Genomic DNA, 18,992 nt, shown 5'->3' with positions numbered 1-18,992 from the left:
TCAAGCGACTTGGGCGTATTCAGCAACCAGACGCAACTCACCACATATTCAGAACGAGACGGGCCTCGTCGGTCATCCGGTCCGGCGTCCAGGTCGGCTCCCAGACGATCTCGACCTTGACCAGACCGACTCCGGGCACGCTGGCCACGGCGTTCTCCACCATCGTCGGAAGCTCTTCGGCGGCCGGACAATTCGGCGTCGTCAGCGTCATCTCGACTTGGACGGAGCGATCGTCCTTGATGTCGACCTTGTAGATCAGGCCGAGCTCGTAGATATCCGCGGGGATTTCCGGGTCGAACACGGTCTTCAGTGCAGCGACGATCTCGGTGCCCAGGCGTTCGGTTTCGGCGGGATCGAGCGCCGAGGTGGTCTGCATGTGAGCGGGCTTCTCAGCCTCGGGGGTGGCGTCCGGCGTCTTGGCTTCTGCAATGTCACTCATGCAAACAACTCCCGTGCCTTGATCAGCGCCTGTGCGAGGTGGTCGACCTCCTCGCGGGTATTATACATTCCGAATGATGCACGGCACGTGGCCGTGACATTGAATCGCTCCAGAAGCGGCATCACACAGTGGGTTCCCGCACGGACAGCGACGCCCTGTCGGTCAATCACGGTCGCCACATCATGGGCGTGAGCGCCTTTCAGTTCGAACGAAATCACCGGGCCCTTGTTCTTGGCAGTTCCGATAATTCGCAGCGAATTGATCTCGCGCAGCCGGTCCTGTGCATAGGCCAGGAGGTCGTGCTCATGGGCGGCAATCCGCTCCTTGCCGATCGAATTGACGTAATCGATCGCAGCGCCGAGGCCGATGGCCTCGACGATGGCGGGCGTACCAGCCTCAAACTTGTGCGGCGGATCACCATAGGTGACCCACTCCTTCGCCACTTCGCGGATCATCTCGCCGCCGCCGGCATAGGGTCGCATCGCGACCAGGCGGTCATATTTGCCATACAGCACGCCGATGCCGGTCGGTCCGTACAGCTTGTGGCCGGTGAAGATATAAAAGTCGGCGTCGATGTCCTGCACATCGATCGGCATGTGCACGGCAGCCTGGCTGCCATCCACCACGACGGGAATGCCGCGCGCATGCGCGAGCTTCACCACGTCCTTGACCGGAACCAGCGTGCCCAGCGCATTGGACATCTGGGTGATGGCGACGATCTTGGTACGATCGGTCAGCAGCTTCTCGAACTCGTCGATCAGGAAGTTGCCTTCGTCATCGACCGGCGCCCATTTGATGACGGCGCCCTGACGTTCCCGCAGGAAGTGCCACGGTACGATGTTGGAATGGTGCTCCATGATCGAGAGCACGATCTCATCGCCCGGCTTGATGTTCTCGCCGCCCCACGATGCTGCGACGGCATTGAGCGCATCGGTGGCATTGCGGGTGAAGATGATTTCCTCGGGGCGCTTGGCATTGAGGAAGTGCTGCACCTTGATGCGCGCGCCCTCATAGGCTTCGGTCGCGGCATTGGCGAGGTAATGCAGTCCGCGATGCACATTGGCATATTCGGACTTGTAGGCCTCGGTCATGCGGTCGAGCACAGCATAGGGCTTCTGCGCCGATGCAGCGTTGTCGAGATAGACCAGCGGCTTGCCATAGACCTTCATCTCGAGCGCAGGAAAATCCTCGCGGACGCGAGCGACGTCATATGACCCGTTCGAGACCGCGGGATGCAATGTCATGCGCGCGACTCCAGCCAACGCTCTGCGGCCGATATCGCGACGTCGCGCAGATCGTCATTCACGATCGACTCCAGCGCTTCACCCACGAATGCCTGGATCAGCAGCGCCTGTGCCGCCTTCTCCGGCAGGCCGCGAGCCCGCAGATAGAACAGCAGGCTGTCATCCAGCGCGCCAATGGTCGCGCCGTGGCCGCACTGCACGTCGTCAGCGAAGATCTCGAGCTCGGGCTTGTTGTCGATCTCGGCCTCGTCGGACAGCAGCAGCGCCCGTGACATCATCTTGCCGTCGGTCTTCTGCGCGATCTGATGGACGTTGATGCGACCCTGGAACACCGAATGCGCGCGATCGTCGAGCACGGCGCGGAACAGCTCACGGCTGAGGCAATTCGGCGCCGCATGCTCGATCACGAAGGTACAGTCGCCATGCTGCTTGTCGCGCAGCAGATGAACGCTGTTGGTCGACAGCTCCGAATCCACACCAGCCAGCGTGATGAAGCTCTGATAGCGGCTGACGCCGCCGCCAGTGGTCAGGCTGAAGGTGTTGAACTTGGTGCGCGCACCGACTGTGACGATGGCCGTTGCGATATTCGCTGCATCGCCGGCGTCTTCCATCACGCGCACATGCTGCAGATCGGAATCGTCGCCGATCCAGATCACGACAGCATCATGGGCCTGATACGCCTTCGCGGATTCTGTCGCGACGAAGCTTTCGACCAGCGTCACACGCGCGCGATTGCCGATACGCACCAGCGACCGCGTGAATGCGGCCACGCTCGGGCGTGTCGCGACATGCACGATATGCAGCGGCCGGGCCGGAACGGCATCGTCCGCGATATCGATCAGCATGCCATCGGTCGCAAAGGCGGCATTCAGCGCGATCATCGGATCGACAATGCGCGAGCGCAGCAGGTCGGCACGCGTCGCACTGGTCGCGTCATCGAGCATGGCGCTGAGCGCATGCACGGTCACGCCGCCGCCCGACGTCAGATCGGAGAGACCTGCCACGAAGACGCCATCGACGATGACCAGCTTCTGCGTATCACCCGTACCGAGCGTTTCGACGAGCTTCGCGGCCTGGGCCAGCGCGGCCTGATCCGGCGCGGGCGCCAGCGGCGCCACGTCACGCAACAGGTTGCGCAGGTCGGTATATTTCCATTCTTCGATGCGCCGGGTCGGCAGACCCGTGCGCGCGAAATCGTCGAACGCCTGCTGGCGCGTTTCCGCCACCGTGCCGACGCCCGGCAGCCGGCCGCGCGCAGCGGCGAATGTGCCGTCCAGCACCGCGCCCGTTGTTGTCTTTGCGAGAGCTACATTCATGATTGTCTCACTCAGGCCGCCGCGTCTTCATACTGCGCATAACCGGACTCTTCGAGTTCCAGCGCCAGTTCCTTGCCGCCGCTCTTCACGACGCGGCCCTTCGACATCACATGCACATGATCCGGCACGATGTAGTTCAGCAGGCGCTGATAATGCGTGATGACGACCATGGCGCGATCCGGGCTGCGCAGTGCATTGACGCCGTCGGCAGCCACGCGCAACGCATCGATGTCGAGACCGGAGTCCATCTCGTCGAGGATGCACAGGCTCGGCTGGAACAGCGCCATCTGCAGCACCTCGTTGCGCTTCTTCTCACCGCCGGAGAAGCCGACATTGACGCCGCGCTTTAGCATATCCATCGGGATGTTCAGCGAAGCAGCGACCTCGCGGACCTTCCTGAGGAAGTCCGGCACCAGATATTCGGATTCGCCGCGCGCCTTGCGCTGCGCGTTCACCGCAGTGCGCAGGAAGTTCATCGTCGTCACGCCAGGAATTTCCACGGGATACTGGAACGCCAGGAACACGCCCTTGGCGGCGCGCTCGTCGGGCTCCATCTCCAGCAGGTCTTCACCCTTGAACAGGATCTCGCCGCCGGTCACCTCATAACCGGGCTTGCCGGCGATGACGTGGCTGAGCGTCGATTTACCCGAACCGTTCGGTCCCATGATGGCGTGCACTTCACCGCCATTCACGGTCATCGTCAGCCCATGGAGAATCTCGCGATCCTCGACACGAACCTGCAGGTCCTTCACTTCAAGCAATGCGGTCATCAGTCTCTATCCTTTGATCATCATCGTCATCCTCGCCTGAACGCACTTGGGTTCAGCCTGGAGTGCTCGCCATTCGCGGCGAGCCTCTAAGGATGGTTTTCAATCTTGCCGACATCCTGGAAGCGCCGCTGTGCGGGCATCCGCGATGGCGGGACTTAGCCCACCGATCCCTCAAGCGAGATCGAAATCAGCTTCTGCGCTTCCACCGCGAATTCCATCGGCAGTTGCTGCAACACGTCCTTCACGAAACCGTTGACCACGAGGCCGACGGCTTCTTCCTGCGACAGGCCACGCTGGACGCAATAGAACAGCACGTCTTCGGAGATCTTCGACGTCGTTGCTTCGTGCTCGAACAGCGTCGAGGCGTTCTTCGCCTCGATATACGGCACGGTATGCGCACCGCACTGATCGCCGATCAGGAGTGAGTCACAGGCCGTGAAGTTACGCGCGTTCGTCGCCTTGCGATGCGCGGTGACGAGGCCGCGATAGGTGTTCTGCGACTTGCCGGCAGCGATACCCTTCGAGATGATCCGGCTCGTGGTGTTCTTTCCGAGATGGATCATCTTGGTGCCGCTATCGACCTGCTGATAGCCGTTCGAAATCGCGATCGAATAGAACTCGCCGCGCGAATTGTCGCCGCGCAGGATGCAGCTCGGATATTTCCAGGTGATGGCGGAGCCAGTCTCGACCTGGGTCCAGGAAATCTTCGAGCGGTCGCCGCGGCAGTCACCACGCTTGGTGACGAAATTGTAGATGCCGCCCTTGCCTTCGGAATTGCCGGGGTACCAGTTCTGGACCGTCGAATACTTGATCTCGGCATCGTCATGGGTGACGAGCTCGACGACAGCCGCATGGAGCTGGTTCTCGTCGCGCTGCGGCGCCGTGCAGCCTTCGAGATAGCTGACATAGGCGCCCTTGTCGGCAATGATCAGCGTTCGTTCGAACTGGCCGGTGTTGCGCTCATTGATGCGGAAATAGGTCGACAGCTCCATCGGGCAACGCACGCCCGGCGGCACATAGACGAACGAGCCGTCGGAAAACACCGCGGAGTTCAGCGTGGCATAGAAGTTATCGGAGGTCGGCACGACCGTGCCGAGATACTGCTTCACCAGATCGGGATGTTCGCGGATGGCTTCCGAGATCGGCATGAAGATCACGCCAGCCTGCTTCAGCTCTTTCTGGAACGTGGTCGCGACCGACACCGAATCGAACACGGCATCGACGGCGATCCTGCGCTCGCCTTCCGGACGCACGACACCTTCCAGCGCCTCGATCTCGCGGAGGGGAATGCCGAGCTTCTTGTAGGTCTCGAGAATTTCGGGATCGATCTCGTCGATCGAGCCGATGGTCTTCTTCGGCTTCGGCGCCGAATAGTAATAGAGATCCTGGAAGTCGATCTTCGGATACTCGACCCGCGCCCACTTCGGCTCTTCCATGGTCAGCCAGCGGCGATACGCCTCAAGACGCCATTCCAGCATCCATGCCGGCTCGTTCTTCTTGGCGGAAATGTAACGGACGGTATCTTCGGAAAGGCCCTTCGGGGCCTTCTCGGATTCGATGATGGTCTCGAATCCATAACGATATTGATCGACGTCGATCTGGCGAACCCGATCGACGGTCTCTTGTACGGCAGCCATTTTATCCTCCGCTCGCGGTTTCAAGGACCGCGGTGGATCAATCCAGAAACGTGAAACTCAAAGCTTGTCGGGGTTCTTTACGATGTTCCCGCGGGGAAATCACCCCTCTTAGAACCGTTCAAGCTGTGTTTCGTCGCTATGTTTAAGTAGTGTACCCGAGAGCTTTCGCCAAGCCTCCAGGCACCGATCGACGTCCGCTTCGGTGGTCGACCAGCCCAGACTGAGACGCACAGCACCCCGGGTCAGCTCCGGCCCGAAACCCATGGCTTCCAGCACATGGGACGGCTGCACCTTACCAGACGAACAGGCGGAACCAGACGATACCGCAATACCTTCGAGATCAAATCCAATCACAGCGGTCTCGGCGCGCAATCCGGGAGCGCCGAACAGGACCGTATTGGGCAGACGCGGCACATCCTGGGCGAACACAAGTCCGTTGCTGGATTGCCGCAAGCCCGCCTCAAGCCGCTGACGCAGTTTTTCGACCCCTTTCATGTCATCAAGCGACGCGATAGCGGCCGTCACGGCGGCGCCGAAGCCGGCGATTCCGGGCACATTCTCGGTTCCCGCCCGACGCCCCAGTTCCTGCCCGCCGCCGCTGAGCAGCGCATTGAGCCCGGCGACGCCATTGGCCAAGACCAGCGCGCCAATGCCCTTTGGGCCGCCGATCTTGTGCGCAGAAATTGATAGAAGATCAGCCTGCAATAATTTGATATCTATTGGTATCTTTCCGAACGCTTGCACAGCGTCGACATGCAGCAAGCCGCCGGCGTCATGCACGATGGCCGCAAGCTCAGGAATCGGTTGAAGGGTGCCGGTTTCATTATTGGCCAACATCACGGAAACCAGCGCCGGCTCCCCCCCCGCCAGGAGCGCCCGCAACTCATCCGGTTTCACGACCCCATCCCGGTCCACGCCCAGCACCTGGAGGTCTCCCGCGGCGAAGCGGCCTCCCGCCAGCACCGAGGCGTGCTCCACCGCAGAGACGATCAGCCGCCGCACGGCCGCGCCTGGATTGCGCACCAGCCCGGGCGTTAGCGCCAGCACATTGGCTTCGGTTCCGCCTGAGGTGAATATGACGTTTCGCGAATCTGCGCCCAAGGCGCCTGCGACCGCCGCACGGGCGTCCTCAACGATCCGGCGGGCCTGACGGCCCTCGGTATGAACCGATGACGGGTTACCAGCCAAATCCCACGCGGCCACCATCGCCGCCCGCGCCTCAGGGCGTAGCGGTGTCGTCGCATTCCAGTCGAGATAGACCCGGTCTTTGGCCAATTCTGCTTTACCTTGAGGGACTTGGAGCCTCGATAGCCGCATCGGACGTCGTCCGGTGCCGCGCGCCGTCTCTCTTACCCCAATTGCTCACCAAATGCGCCCGCGCAACGCATGTCACGGCCGCGGACACGTTCAATATGCTTGCTTTTCGCCCCTGCGCTCATGGTAGAACGCGGCCTCAACTTCACCCGGTGCCGCCCGCCATCAACCTGACGGTGCCCGATCGCCCTTTCCTCGCAGGGTCCCCTCCGAGCCATTCTCGCTGAGCCCTGCGCGAAACCGGCTGATCACGCCAAGAACGGGACCTAAGGATCACTATGCCCGAAGTTATTTTTACCGGTCCCGCAGGCCGTATTGAAGGCCGCTATCATCCGGCCAAGCAGAAGAACGCGCCGATCGCCATGGTGCTGCATCCGCATCCGCAATTTGCGGGCACGATGAACCACCAGATCGTTTACCAGTGCTATTACGCCTTCGTGCATCGCGGTTTCTCCGTGCTGCGCTTCAACTTCCGCGGCGTCGGCCGCAGCCAGGGCTCATTCGACCACGGCACCGGCGAGTTGTCGGATGCAGCCGCAGCGCTCGACTGGGCGCAGACCATCAATCCCGAAGCGCGCGCCTGCTGGGTTGCCGGTTTCTCGTTTGGCGCCTGGATCGGCATGCAGCTCCTGATGCGTCGCCCCGAGGTCGAAGGCTTCATCTCGATCGCACCGCCGGCCAATCTCTATGATTTCTCGTTCCTCGCACCCTGCCCGTCGTCGGGCCTGATCGTGCACGGCGAGAAGGATGCGGTCGTGCCGCCGAAGGACGTCAACACGCTGGTCGAGAAGCTGAAGACCCAAAAGGGCATCGTGATCGATCAGCACATCATTCCGGGTGCCAATCACTTCTTCGATAACAAGCTCGAGCCGCTGATGGAATCGGTCACCGGCTATCTCGACATGCGCCTCGCCAACGTACGCTGAGGCGTCGATCGGCCTCACGCCGGCCGCTTCATGTCAACCTAACAAAAAGCCCTCGGCCGGATCGGCCGAGGGCTTTTCAGTTTCAGTTTTAGGTCCTGATCGGGATCAGAACGAGCGCAGGATCTGGACCGAGCCGTTGTAAAGATTCTGATCCTTGATCTGGTAGGCCTGATTGGGCTTGCCAGTTGCCGTGCCGGTATAGGTGCCGTCGAGATTCTGATCGAGGCGGCTATAGGTGAATTCAGCCGACAGGGTCAGGTTCTTGACGGGGGTCCATGCAGTACGTGTACCGACCTGGGCAATTCCGAAATCAAAATTGTTGGTCGTGCCAGTAATGCTGCCAGCCGTAGAGCCCGGGTTGGACGAACTGCTCGTTCCCAGGCGACCGCCGGCCGGGCTGAATGCCGCGGCGAGCATCGCGTTGCCGGCATCGCCATAGGAGATATGGCTGTAGTTGCCGAACACCGAGGTGCGCCATGCCGTGTTCCAGTAGTGCTCATAGAAGGCACTGACTTCCCAGGCATCACTCTGCTGGATCGAGCTTCCCGGCGAATACACACCATCGAGCACGTAGCCGAAGCCAACCGTGTTGCCATCGAATTTGGCAAAACGACCGCCGCCGGACGTTTCGAGCGAGCCGCCGGTGAAGGCGTAACGCGCAGCGCCCTTGGCATAAGACGCTTCGATCTTCAGGCTGTCGTTTGCACCGGTCGGCAAGACCTTGAATTCCACCGCGCCACTGACGGCAAAGCCGTAGACATCGTCAGGATGCCCGAAGGATTCATTTGCCCCGTAGAAGCCGGCCGTCGACGTGTGCATGGCCGCAGCGAAATGCAGCGAGCCCCACTTCTGATCGAGCCGAAGGTTGCCGACGACATCAGGAATATGGTTGCCGCCCGTGGCGTTGCCGAAGAACGTGTTCGAATTGGTGCCGTAGAAGGCACCGGTGAACGAGCCCGCGCCCGGCGCCACGATGAAATTCGCGGTGTTGTAGAGGCCGGCATTGCGATAGGGCGATGCGTTCTCAAGCGCGATGGTGCCCGAGAAGCCGTTGCCGAATTCAGCTGTGTAAGCGATTTGGGGAATGCCGGTCGTATTGCTCGAACCCGCAAGGAAGCCCGATGAGATCCAGGGTTTGGTCAGCGCCCATTGCGGATCGAAATTCGACACAGCCTTACCGAAGGTGAAGCCGGCGAACTGGATGAATGCGAAATCCACTTCCGTGAAGCCGCCGGCGATGCTGTCTCGGTTCTGCGTGAAGTCGAGCTGCATGTTCGCATAGGTACGCACCACGCCGTATTCGGACGCCGTGCGCGTATCGGTCGTGATGTTGATACGTTCGCGTGTGAGGAAGTTATCCTTGGTCCAGAGATTGTTGCCACCGGCGCCGCCCTGCCAGAACGGCGCGTCGTACGGGCCACCGTTAAAAGTCGTATCAAGGCGGATCGCGCCGCCGATCTTGATGCAGGTGTCGGTGCCCGGGATGTAGTAGAAGCCGGCACCGTAGATCGAGCAGATCTTCACGTATTCGACAGCCTTGGCCTTCACCGGAAGGTCCGCCGCCTGGGCAGTGCCCGCTGCCAGCAACGCTGCAGCGGAACCAAGTATCATTTGCTTCATCGTGGTGGTCATGTCGCCTCCGTACCGATCGTATCGGCACGCGCGATTGCCCCGGGCGTGCCATTCATGAGGCAGAGTTGTGGAAGATCATGTTGCGAAACAATGCGCGCGGTCGATTGTCGCAGCATCATTTTCCGGCTGTGTGCTTTCGGCAACATAATCGGCAAGCCGCGGCATTTCCGTACCGAACTCATCACGAGATTTGGTGATGTCATCACGCATCCGTGTCCGCGGCAGCTTGCCGCCTACCACAGGCATCGACGCCGTTATTCGCGATCAACCTGATTCGTTGAGTGAGTCGAATCGCCTTAGCTATGGCGAACTTCGCACTAGCTCGCGAGGTAGTCCGCTCTCACACCGCCCGTCATCGGCTCCGGCACACCAGTCGTTGCCGGATAGCTCAACGGCAAGCCCGCAAGCGAGCGCGCCGCCAGGAACGCGAAGGCCTGCGCTTCCATCGCATCGGCCGACCAGCCCAGGTCATTCGCACTCTCGACGCTAGCGGCCGGCAATCGCTCCCGCAGCATGCGCAGCATCGTCGGATTGCGTGCGCCGCCGCCGGTGATGATCCAGCTGCGCGGCGGCTTTGGTAACAGCGGCGCAATGCTGGCGATGGTCGCCGCGGTGAACGCCGTCAGTGTCGCTGCACCATCAGCGGGAGTCGTATCGCTCAGTTGCAATGCAGCGAAGTGATTGCGATCAAGCGACTTCGGCGGCGCTGCCGCAAAGAACGGATTCTGCAACCCCCTTGCGATCCACGCGTCATCGACACGGCCCTGCGCCGCCAGTGCGCCATCCGCATCGAACGGCTGCCCCGTTGCACGCAACACGAAATCATCGAGCAGCGCATTGCCCGGACCGGTGTCGCAGGCAATCAACGCGATATCGCCATCAATGTAAGTCACATTGGACACGCCGCCGATATTGACCACGGCCATGGGCCCGTCACGATGCAGTCCCTGCGCCAAGGCACGGTGATAGACCGGCACCAGCGGCGCTCCCTGCCCGCCCGCAGCCACATCAGCCGCGCGCAGGTCGTGGATCACCGGCAGGCCGACCATCCCGGCAAGACTCGCCCCATCGCCAATCTGCACGGTGAGTCGATCGGCGGGACGATGCAGCACGGTTTGGCCGTGAAAGCCGATGATGTCGATGCTGCCTCGTGCGATGCCATGATCAGTCAAAAACGCCTCGACCGCCTCAGCATGGACCGATGTAACCACCCGCTCCGCCTCGGCCAGACTGCCCGGTCTGATATCGCGCCGGCTCAGTTGCACGGCCTCAGCCAGCGCCTGGCGCAACACGGCACGCTCAGCCTCGCTATATGGCCGATACCCCGACGGGCCAAACGACCCGACCCGTTCGCCATCAGTCTCGATCAGGGCGACATCGACCCCGTCCAGCGAGGTTCCGCTCATTAGTCCGATCGCGGTCAGCATATCAGGCACACGGCAAAGCCCTCATTTCCGGTCAAAACTTGTGTCGAAGCGTCCAATCTTATAATGCCACAGGCACTTTGGGGCAGCCAGCACGCCCCCACCTTGCCGCCAATCCATTGAGACAGCGTAAAATTATCCAACCGAGCCGTAAACCGATGACCACCTACAAGTCCGATTTTCTCAACGTCCTGCAGAGCCGCGGCCTGATCCATCAGGTCTCGGATGCCGAGGCGCTGGACGCCGCCTGCTGCAAGGGACCGGTCACGGCTTATGTGGGTTATGACGCCACGGCGACCAGTCTGCATATCGGCAATCTGATCTCGGTGACCATGTTGTACTGGTTTCAGCAGACCGGCCATCGCCCGATCACGCTGATGGGTGGCGGCACCTCGATGGTCGGCGACCCATCGTTCCGGGACGACCAGCGACAATTGCTGACGGTCGAGAAGATTGCGGAGAACATCGAAGGCATCAAGAAGATCTTCGGCAAGATGCTGACCTATGGCGACGGCCCGACCGACGCACTGATGGTCAACAATGCCGACTGGCTGCTGAAGTTGAACTATGTCGAATTCCTGCGCGATGTCGGCCGCCACTTCTCGGTTAACCGCATGCTGTCCTTCGACAGCGTGAAGCTGCGCCTCGACCGCGACCAGTCGCTGTCCTTCCTCGAATTCAACTACATGATCATGCAGGGCTACGACTTCGTCGAGCTCAATCGCCGCTACGGCACGCTGCTGCAGATGGGCGGCTCCGACCAGTGGGGCAACATCATCAATGGCGTCGATCTCAGCCACCGCATGGGCGGCCCGCAGCTCTACGCACTGACAACGCCGCTGCTCACCAAGTCATCCGGCGAGAAGATGGGCAAGTCGGCCTCCGGCGCCGTCTGGCTCAATGGCGATCTCTTCAGCCCCTATGACTTCTGGCAGTACTTCCGCAATACCGAGGACGCAGACGTCGGCCGTTTCCTCAAGGTCTTCACGCGCCTGCCCCTCGACGAAATCGCCAAGCTCGCGGCCTTGGGCGGTTCGGAGATCAACGAGGCGAAGAAGATTCTCGCCACCGAAGCGACGGCGGTGGTGCACGGCCGCGATGCAGCAAATGCCGCTGCGGAGACGGCACGCAAGACCTTCGAAGAAGGCGCGCTCGCCGACAGCCTGCCGACCGTCAATATTCCGCGCGCCGAACTGGATGCAGGCGTCGGCGTCCTCGCTGCCTTCGTCAATGCCGGTTTCGTCGCGTCGAATGGCGAGGCACGCCGCCAGATCAAGGGCGGAGGACTGCGCGTCAACGATGTCGCGGTCACTGACGAGAAGATGATGCTGACGCCGGCTTTGCTGATAGAAGGTGTCATCAAGCTCTCGATGGGCAAGAAACGTCACATCCTGCTCAAGCCTGCATAGCCGCATTCATCCAGCGCACTTGTTCACAGCGACCGAAACGCGCTCCATGGCGCAGCTGTCGCAAACGCCGTGAAGAAGAGCCAGATGGATTTGAAGACGTCCCAACGCACCGGACTGACTGTTCTCGGTGTCTGTTTCACACTGTCCGTGCTGGGACGCGGCCTGCAGGAAAGCTTCACTGTTTTTCTGCTCCCGATCTCGCAATCTTTCGGCTGGGACCGGGCCGAGGTCGTCTCGATCTACTCCCTCATCGCACTCTGCGTCGGCCTTGCGGGACCGCTGGTGGGACGGCTGTTCGACCGGTCCGGTCCGCGCACCGTGTTTCTGACCGGCATAGCTCTTCTGGGTGGTTCGCTGCTCGCGGCAGCCTATGCGCAGAAACTCTGGCAATTTCAACTCGCGCTCGGCCTCTGTCTCGGTTTCGCAATCGCCTGTATCGGCAATGTGCCTAACTCCCTGCTGCTCGGACGCTGGTTCGGCAAACGGTTGCCGACCGCGATGTCCGTCGTGTATTCGGCAACCGGCGCCGGCGTGTTGTTGATGCTACCTATCGCCCAGTTGCTGATCGATCACGTCGAATGGCGCGGCGCCTATCGCATCTTCGGCTTTGGCGTCCTGGCGCTGCTGGTGCCCTTGCTGTTTCTGCCATGGCGCAGGTTCGGCGCAGGCTCACCGCATCTCGAGAAGCCGCAGACAAGCGAGACGCTTATCGACGAGGGTTGGACCCTGATTAGCGCCATGCGCCATCACGCATTCTGGGCTTTGTTCGGAACCTTCTTCTTCACTGCCATCGGCATGTATGCGATCTCGCCGCAGGTCGTCGCCTATCTGATCGACGTCGGTTTCCCGCCGCTGCAGGCGGCGACCGCCTGGGGCTTCAGCGGCGTGGTGCTGCTATTCGGCATGCTCGGTGTCAGCTGGCTGGACGGCGTGATCGGTCGACGGCCGTCCATTCTGTTCAGCTACAGCCTGTCGCTCCTCGGCATCGTCATGCTCTGGCTGCTGCAATGGTATCCGAACTATGCGCTGCTTACTGGCTTCGTCGTCTGCTTCGGCAGCATGATCGGCTCGCGCGGCCCGCTGCTGACAGCGACTGCGATGAAGATCTTTCGCGGCAAGCGGGTCGGCACCATCTATGGGACAATCACCTTCGGCAGCGGGCTTGGATCCGCGCTCGGTTCATGGACCGGTGGCCTGCTGCATGACTGGACCCAGAGCTACAACTCGCTGCTCGCCTTTGCCTTGGTCAGCGTCGTGATCGGCATGATCCCGTTTCTCGTCGTCCCTGCCTTGCGCCGCTAAATCGCTACACGCGCGTTCGCACAGCGAACTCACTGAGTTTGTCAGCTTTCACGATTGGTAAGCGACTCGCTGGTATCTCTTTGCCAGTAGTGCTCCGATCAGAGGTCGACATGAGTTTGCTTAGCCGTTTCACCATTCGCACCAAGCTCACCAGCATGGTGCTGGTCTCTGCTGCGTCTATTTGCGCCATCATCGCGGTGGCCGCTTCGCTGAGCCAGAAGCGCATGCAGCAAGACCGCATGGAGCAGCTTCACACTGCCGTCGATCTGATGGTTGGCATGGCCGACAGCATGCAGGAAGAAATTGCAGCCGGAAAGATCACCTTGGCCGACGCCCAGATGCGCTACCGCCAACTGGCTCGCAACATGACCTTCGGCAACAAGCAAGGCTATCTCGTCGCCTACAAACCTGATGGCGTTCTCCTGGTGAATGCCGGCAACCCGAAGCTGGAAGACAAGAATACGGGCGCCAAGGATTCCAATGGCATTCTGATCTCAAGGGCCATCATCGACGCCGCACGCCAGACCGCAAATGGCGGCAGCACTTACTATCTCTATCCGCGTCCCGGCCAGACCGAGCCGACCGCCAAAATGGTCTTTGCTCGTTACTATGCCCCATGGGATATCACGTTCAGCACCGGCCTTTATATCGATGACCTCGACGCCGACGTTAATGCTCTCCTCGTCCGCCTCGGCTCGCTCGGCGCCGGCGTCCTTGCTGTGATGGCATTGCTGTCCTTTCTGATGGCCAGCGACATCCTGAGCGCACTCCGCCGGCTGCAGGCTCGTATGCACGCGATTGCCAATGGCGCGCTCGATGAGAATGTCGGCGAAACCGATCGCGGCGACGAAATCGGCCGCATGGCCGAAACGCTGGAAATGCTGCGCCAGACCTCGCTGACCGCCCGCTCCCTCGAAGCCGAGCAGGCCAAGTTGAAACAGATGAGCGAAGCCGAGAAGCGCGACGCGCTGATTGCCCTCGCCGATCGTTTCGACTCCTCGGTCGGCCAGTTGGTCGGCCTGATGGCATCCGGTTCGACCGAGCTCGAAGCCACCGCGCAGTCGATGAGCGGCACCGCCGCCCGCACCAATGACCAGGCGGGCATCGTCAACACTGCCGCCTTGCAAGCCAGCACCCGCGTGCAGACGGTCGCCGCCGCCGCCGAGGAACTGTCATCGTCAATCGCCGAGATCGCGCGTCAGATGGCGCAGTCGGCCAAGATCACCACCCACGCCGTCGACAGCGCCCGCCGCACTGACACCATCGTGCGTGCCCTCGCCGACGGTGCTCAGCAGATCGAGCATGTCGTTGAGCTGATCTCCACCATCGCGGGCCAGACCAACCTGCTGGCGCTGAATGCTACGATCGAAGCCGCCCGCGCCGGCGATGCAGGCCGCGGCTTCGCTGTCGTGGCCACCGAAGTGAAGAGCCTCGCCGGCCAGACCGCCGACGCCACCAAGGAAATCAGCACCCGCATCGCGCAGATCCAGAGTGCGACCAAGGAAGCTGTCGACGCGATCCAGGGCATCACCGCCACCATCGAGGAAGTCAGCGCCATCGCCACCACGATCGGCTCGGCGATCGAGGAGCAAGGTGCCGCGACCGCGGAGATCGCCCGCAATGTCACCCAGACCGCGCAGGCTACGCAGGACGTCACCACCAATATCGGCGGCGTCAGCGCTGCCGCGCATGAGACCGGCGACGCTGCCGGCATGGTGCTCAACGCCGCTTCCGGCCTGTCGAAGCAAGCCGAGCAATTGTCTGGCGAAGTCACGACGTTCCTCGCCGGCGTGCGGGCTGCCTAAAACGCAGCTACATCCTTGTATGAAAGGCGCGGTCAGCGATGACCGCGCCTTTCTGCTTTGAGCGCCTGCCACCAAGTGACACTCACTGCCCCTCTTTAAGATGCGCGTCGCAATCCGTGATTCACCATTGGTAAGCAGATTTGCGGTACTATTGTCCGGCCTGCCACATTCAGAGGTTCAGATGAGTCTGCTCAGTTACTTCACCATCCGCACCAAGCTCACCAGTATGGTGCTGGTGTCCGTCGCTTCGGTCTGCGCCGTTGTTGCCGTCGCCGCTTCGCTCAGCCAGAAGCGCATGCAGCAGGACCGCATGGAGCAGCTCAAGACCGCGGCTGAACTGATGGTGACCCTGGCAGATGCCGTGCAGGAAGATGTCACCGCCGGAAAGACGAGCCTGGCCGACGCCCAGTTGCGCTATCGCCAGCTGGCCCGCAACATGACCTTCGGCAACAAGCAAGGTTATCTCCTCGCTTACAGATCTGATGGCGTCCAGTTTGTAAATGGCGGTAACCCAAAGCTCGAAGACACGAACAGGGGCGCCAAGGACTCGAATGGCGTCGTGATGTCCAAGGCCGTCATCGAAGCCGCGCGTCAGACGCCGACCGGCGGCAGCACCTTCTATTACTATCCACGACCGGGTCAGACAGAACCTGTCCCCAAGATGGTCTTCGCACGCTACTATGCTCCTTGGGACGTCACCTTCAGCATCGGGCTCTATGTCGATGACCTCAACACCGACGTGAACGCCCTGCTTGTTCGCCTTGGTTCTGTCGGCGCTGGCGTTCTCGCCATCATGGCGCTGCTGTCCTGGCTGATCGCCAGCGATATCCTCGGTGCACTGCGCCGACTCCAGACGCGCATGCATGAAATCGCCAATGGTTCGCTGGACGAGAACGTCGGCGAAACCGACCGCGGCGACGAAATCGGCCGCATGGCCGAGACGCTGGAGATGCTGCGCCAAACCTCGCTCACGGCACGTACGCTGGAAGCCGAACAGGCCAAGCTGAAGCAGATGAGCGAGGCCGAGAAGCGCGACACGCTGATCGCCCTCGCCGATCGTTTCGACTCCTCCGTCGGTCAGTTGGTCGGCCTGATGGCGTCCGGTTCCACCGAACTCGAAGCCACCGCGCAGTCGATGAGCGGCACCGCCGCCCGCACCAATGACCAGGCGGATATCGTCAGCACCGCGGCCTCGCAGGCCAGCACCCGCGTGCAGACGGTCGCCGCGGCCGCCGAAGAGCTGTCGTCGTCGATCGCCGAGATCGCGCGTCAGATGGCGCAGTCGGCCAAGATCACCACCCACGCCGTCGATAGCGCCCGCCGCACCGACACCATCGTTCGCGCCCTCGCTGACGGCGCGCAGCAGATCGAACACGTGGTTGAACTGATCTCCACCATCGCGGGCCAGACCAACCTGCTGGCGCTGAATGCCACGATCGAAGCCGCCCGCGCAGGCGATGCAGGCCGCGGCTTCGCCGTCGTGGCGACCGAAGTGAAGAGCCTCGCCGGTCAGACCGCCGACGCCACCAAAGAAATCAGCACCCGCATCGCGCAGATCCAGAGTGCGACCAAGGAAGCGGTCGACGCTATCCAGGGCATCACCGCGACCATCGAAGAGGTCAGCGCCATCGCCACCACGATCGGCTCGGCCATTGAGGAGCAAGGTGCCGCGACCGCAGAGATCGCCCGCAACGTCACCCAGACCGCGCAGGCGACGCGGGACGTCACCACCAATATCGGCGGTGTCAGCTCGGCAGCGCATGAGACTGGCAATGCCGCCGGCATGGTGTTGAGTGCTGCGACCGGCCTGTCGAAACAAGCCGAACAACTGTCAGGCGAAGTCACCACCTTCCTCGCGGGCGTGCGCGCCGCCTAAGCATGACGAACTAAACCCCATTGAATGAAAGGCGCAGTCAGCAATGACTGCGCCTTTTTCATTTCAGGACCTGACGAAGCGACGCATGCTGAACTCGCTTCAAGATGCGCATTGCAACCCGTGATTTACCATTGGTAAGCAGGTTGACGGTATTATTGTCTGGTCACTCTCATGCCGAGGTCCAGATGAGTCTGCTCAGTAACTTCACGATCCGCACCAAGCTCGTCAGCATGGTCGCGGTCTCTGCCATTGCGGTCTGCGCCGTCATCGCGGTCGCCGCTTCGCTTAGTCAGAAGCGGATGATGGAGGATCGGATTTTGCAGCTCCGCACCGCCGTCGATCTCGTCACTGGCCTCGCGCAATCGCTCCAGGACGAAGTTGAAGCGGGCAAGATGAAGCTGCCGGAAGCTGAAGATCAGCTTCGCCTGCGCAGCCGGCGCATGTTGTTCGACAAGGGACAGGGCTACGTGCTCGCCTATCGCGCCGACTCCACCGTGATGGTCCACGGCACGCTTCCGAAACTCGAAGGCACCATCACCAACGGCAAGGATTCCAACGGCGTCCTGATCGCCTCCGCCGTCATCGCCGCCGCCAACAGCAAGCCTGAAGGTGCGACCGCGACCTATCTGTATCCACGTCCTGGACAGGATGAGCCTCGGCCGAAAGTCGTGTTCGCGCGCAAATTTGCGCCGTGGAACGTCGTCATCAGCATCGGCGTCTATGTGGACGACCTCGATGCCGACATGAATGCGCTGCTGATGCGCCTCGGCGCTATCGGTGCTGGCGTCCTCGCGCTGATGGCGCTGTTGTCCTGGCTGATTTCCAGCGACATCCTCGGTGCACTTCGCCGGTTGCAGTCACGCATGCATGACATCGCCAACGGCGCGCTCGACGCCAAGGTCGAGGAAACCGATCGCGGCGACGAAATCGGCCGCATGGCGGAAACGCTGGAAATGCTTCGGCAGACCTCACTCACGGCACGGTCTCTCGAAGCCGAGCAGTCCAAGCTGAAGCAGATGAGCGAAGCCGAGAAGCGCGAGGCGTTGATCGCCCTTGCCAATCGCTTCGACGCATCCGTCGGCCAGCTTGTCGGACTGATGGCATCGGGGTCGACCGAGCTCGAAGCCACCGCACAGTCCATGACGGGCACAGCCGATCGCACCAACCAGCAGGCCACCATGGTCAGCTCGGCTGCGACCGAAGCCAGCACACGCGTTCAGACAGTCGCATCTGCCGCCGAAGAACTGTCGTCGTCGATCACCGAGATCGCCCGCCAGATGGCCCAGTCCGCCAAGATCACGTCGCACGCGGTGGATAGTGCACGCCGCACCGATACCATCGTGCGGGCGCTGGCGGATGGCGCACAGCAGATCGAACATGTCGTCGAGCTGATCCAAACCATCGCCGCCCAGACCAACCTCCTCGCTCTGAACGCCACCATCGAAGCTGCACGCGCTGGCGATGCCGGCCGCGGCTTCGCGGTGGTCGCCACCGAAGTGAAGAGCCTCGCCGGGCAGACCGCCGATGCCACCAAGGAGATCAGCACGCGCATCGCGCAAATCCAGAGCGCGACCAAGGAAGCCGTCGATGCCATCCAGGGCATCACCGCCACGATCGAAGAAGTCAGCGCCATCGCCACCACGATAGGCTCTGCCATCGAGGAGCAAGGTACGGCGACTGCGGAAATTGCTCGCAACGTGACGCAGACGGCGCAGGCGACCCAGAACGTCACCACCAATATCGGCGGTGTCAGCTCGGCAGCGCACGAGACCGGCAACGCTGCGGGCATGGTGCTGAGTGCGGCAACCGGCCTGTCGAAACAGGCCGAGCAACTCTCCGGCGAAGTCAAAACCTTCCTCGCCGGCGTACGCGCCGCCTGATACGCATTGCCGCCAAAC

15 protein-coding genes are annotated in these 18,992 nt (G+C 61.6%); 6 read left to right on the top strand and 9 right to left on the bottom strand.

What is annotated here, in order from left to right; all coding sequences use genetic code 11:
- Positions 1 to 37: 37 nt before the first annotated feature.
- From BLW80_RS13945 to BLW80_RS13920, 6 genes are all read right to left on the bottom strand, one after another.
- Positions 38 to 439 (bottom strand): SUF system Fe-S cluster assembly protein, encoded by a 402-nt coding sequence (locus BLW80_RS13945; protein WP_170849663.1) that lies wholly within the window; start codon positions 437 to 439, stop codon positions 38 to 40.
- Positions 436 to 1,683: a cysteine desulfurase gene (locus BLW80_RS13940; protein ID WP_093758422.1), complete on the bottom strand. Its 1,248-nt coding sequence runs from the start codon at positions 1,681 to 1,683 to the stop codon at positions 436 to 438. Before BLW80_RS13940 ends, BLW80_RS13945 begins: the two co-directional genes overlap by 4 nt.
- Positions 1,680 to 2,999 (bottom strand): Fe-S cluster assembly protein SufD, encoded by a 1,320-nt coding sequence (sufD, locus tag BLW80_RS13935; protein WP_093758421.1) that lies wholly within the window; start codon positions 2,997 to 2,999, stop codon positions 1,680 to 1,682. Before sufD ends, BLW80_RS13940 begins: the two co-directional genes overlap by 4 nt.
- Positions 3,000 to 3,010: 11 nt before the next feature.
- Positions 3,011 to 3,769 carry a Fe-S cluster assembly ATPase SufC gene (gene sufC, locus BLW80_RS13930; RefSeq protein WP_089264143.1) on the bottom strand — a complete coding sequence of 253 codons (759 nt, stop codon included), beginning with the start codon at positions 3,767 to 3,769 and terminating at the stop codon, positions 3,011 to 3,013.
- A 155-nt stretch (positions 3,770 to 3,924) separates the two neighbouring features.
- On the bottom strand, positions 3,925 to 5,406 hold the full coding sequence (gene sufB, locus BLW80_RS13925; RefSeq protein WP_093758420.1) for a Fe-S cluster assembly protein SufB: 1,482 nt from the start codon (positions 5,404 to 5,406) through the stop codon (positions 3,925 to 3,927).
- Between the two features lie 108 nt (positions 5,407 to 5,514).
- Positions 5,515 to 6,723 carry a cysteine desulfurase family protein gene (locus BLW80_RS13920; RefSeq protein ID WP_093758419.1) on the bottom strand — a complete coding sequence of 403 codons (1,209 nt, stop codon included), beginning with the start codon at positions 6,721 to 6,723 and terminating at the stop codon, positions 5,515 to 5,517.
- Between the two features lie 275 nt (positions 6,724 to 6,998).
- Here BLW80_RS13920 and BLW80_RS13915 point away from each other — a divergent pair, with 275 nt between their 5' ends.
- On the top strand, positions 6,999 to 7,646 hold the full coding sequence (locus tag BLW80_RS13915; protein WP_068736626.1) for an alpha/beta hydrolase: 648 nt from the start codon (positions 6,999 to 7,001) through the stop codon (positions 7,644 to 7,646).
- Between the two features lie 105 nt (positions 7,647 to 7,751).
- Here BLW80_RS13915 and BLW80_RS13910 read toward each other — a convergent pair whose 3' ends face one another.
- The 3 genes from BLW80_RS13910 to BLW80_RS13905 all read right to left on the bottom strand — a co-directional run bounded on the left by BLW80_RS13910 (position 7,752) and on the right by BLW80_RS13905 (position 10,705).
- Positions 7,752 to 9,278, bottom strand: coding sequence for a porin (locus BLW80_RS13910; protein WP_244528230.1), 1,527 nt, complete (start codon positions 9,276 to 9,278; stop codon positions 7,752 to 7,754).
- Between the two features lie 75 nt (positions 9,279 to 9,353).
- Positions 9,354 to 9,488, bottom strand: coding sequence for a hypothetical protein (locus tag BLW80_RS30920; RefSeq protein ID WP_283805447.1), 135 nt, complete (start codon positions 9,486 to 9,488; stop codon positions 9,354 to 9,356).
- 107 nt (positions 9,489 to 9,595) lie between these two features.
- Positions 9,596 to 10,705, bottom strand: coding sequence for an anhydro-N-acetylmuramic acid kinase (locus BLW80_RS13905; protein ID WP_093758418.1), 1,110 nt, complete (start codon positions 10,703 to 10,705; stop codon positions 9,596 to 9,598).
- A gap of 155 nt (positions 10,706 to 10,860) precedes the next feature.
- Between BLW80_RS13905 and tyrS the strand changes: the two genes are divergently transcribed.
- The 5 genes from tyrS to BLW80_RS13880 all read left to right on the top strand — a co-directional run bounded on the left by tyrS (position 10,861) and on the right by BLW80_RS13880 (position 18,974).
- On the top strand, positions 10,861 to 12,111 hold the full coding sequence (gene tyrS, locus BLW80_RS13900) for a tyrosine--tRNA ligase (protein ID WP_093758417.1): 1,251 nt from the start codon (positions 10,861 to 10,863) through the stop codon (positions 12,109 to 12,111).
- Between the two features lie 84 nt (positions 12,112 to 12,195).
- Positions 12,196 to 13,413: an MFS transporter gene (locus BLW80_RS13895; protein ID WP_093759082.1), complete on the top strand. Its 1,218-nt coding sequence runs from the start codon at positions 12,196 to 12,198 to the stop codon at positions 13,411 to 13,413.
- A gap of 110 nt (positions 13,414 to 13,523) precedes the next feature.
- Positions 13,524 to 15,218 carry a methyl-accepting chemotaxis protein gene (locus BLW80_RS13890; protein WP_093758416.1) on the top strand — a complete coding sequence of 565 codons (1,695 nt, stop codon included), beginning with the start codon at positions 13,524 to 13,526 and terminating at the stop codon, positions 15,216 to 15,218.
- Positions 15,219 to 15,399: 181 nt separating this feature from the next.
- Positions 15,400 to 17,094 (top strand): methyl-accepting chemotaxis protein, encoded by a 1,695-nt coding sequence (locus BLW80_RS13885; protein WP_093758415.1) that lies wholly within the window; start codon positions 15,400 to 15,402, stop codon positions 17,092 to 17,094.
- Between the two features lie 185 nt (positions 17,095 to 17,279).
- Positions 17,280 to 18,974, top strand: a complete 1,695-nt coding sequence (locus BLW80_RS13880) for a methyl-accepting chemotaxis protein (RefSeq protein ID WP_093758414.1) — start codon at positions 17,280 to 17,282, stop codon at positions 18,972 to 18,974.
- The last annotated feature ends 18 nt before the right edge of the window (positions 18,975 to 18,992 follow it).

Origin of the sequence: Tardiphaga sp. OK245, assembly GCF_900108575.1 — a bacterium.
GTDB lineage: Bacteria > Pseudomonadota > Alphaproteobacteria > Rhizobiales > Xanthobacteraceae > Tardiphaga > Tardiphaga robiniae.
The sequence above is the reverse complement of the archived record's forward strand: the minus strand, read 5'-3'. Positions and strand labels throughout refer to the sequence as shown.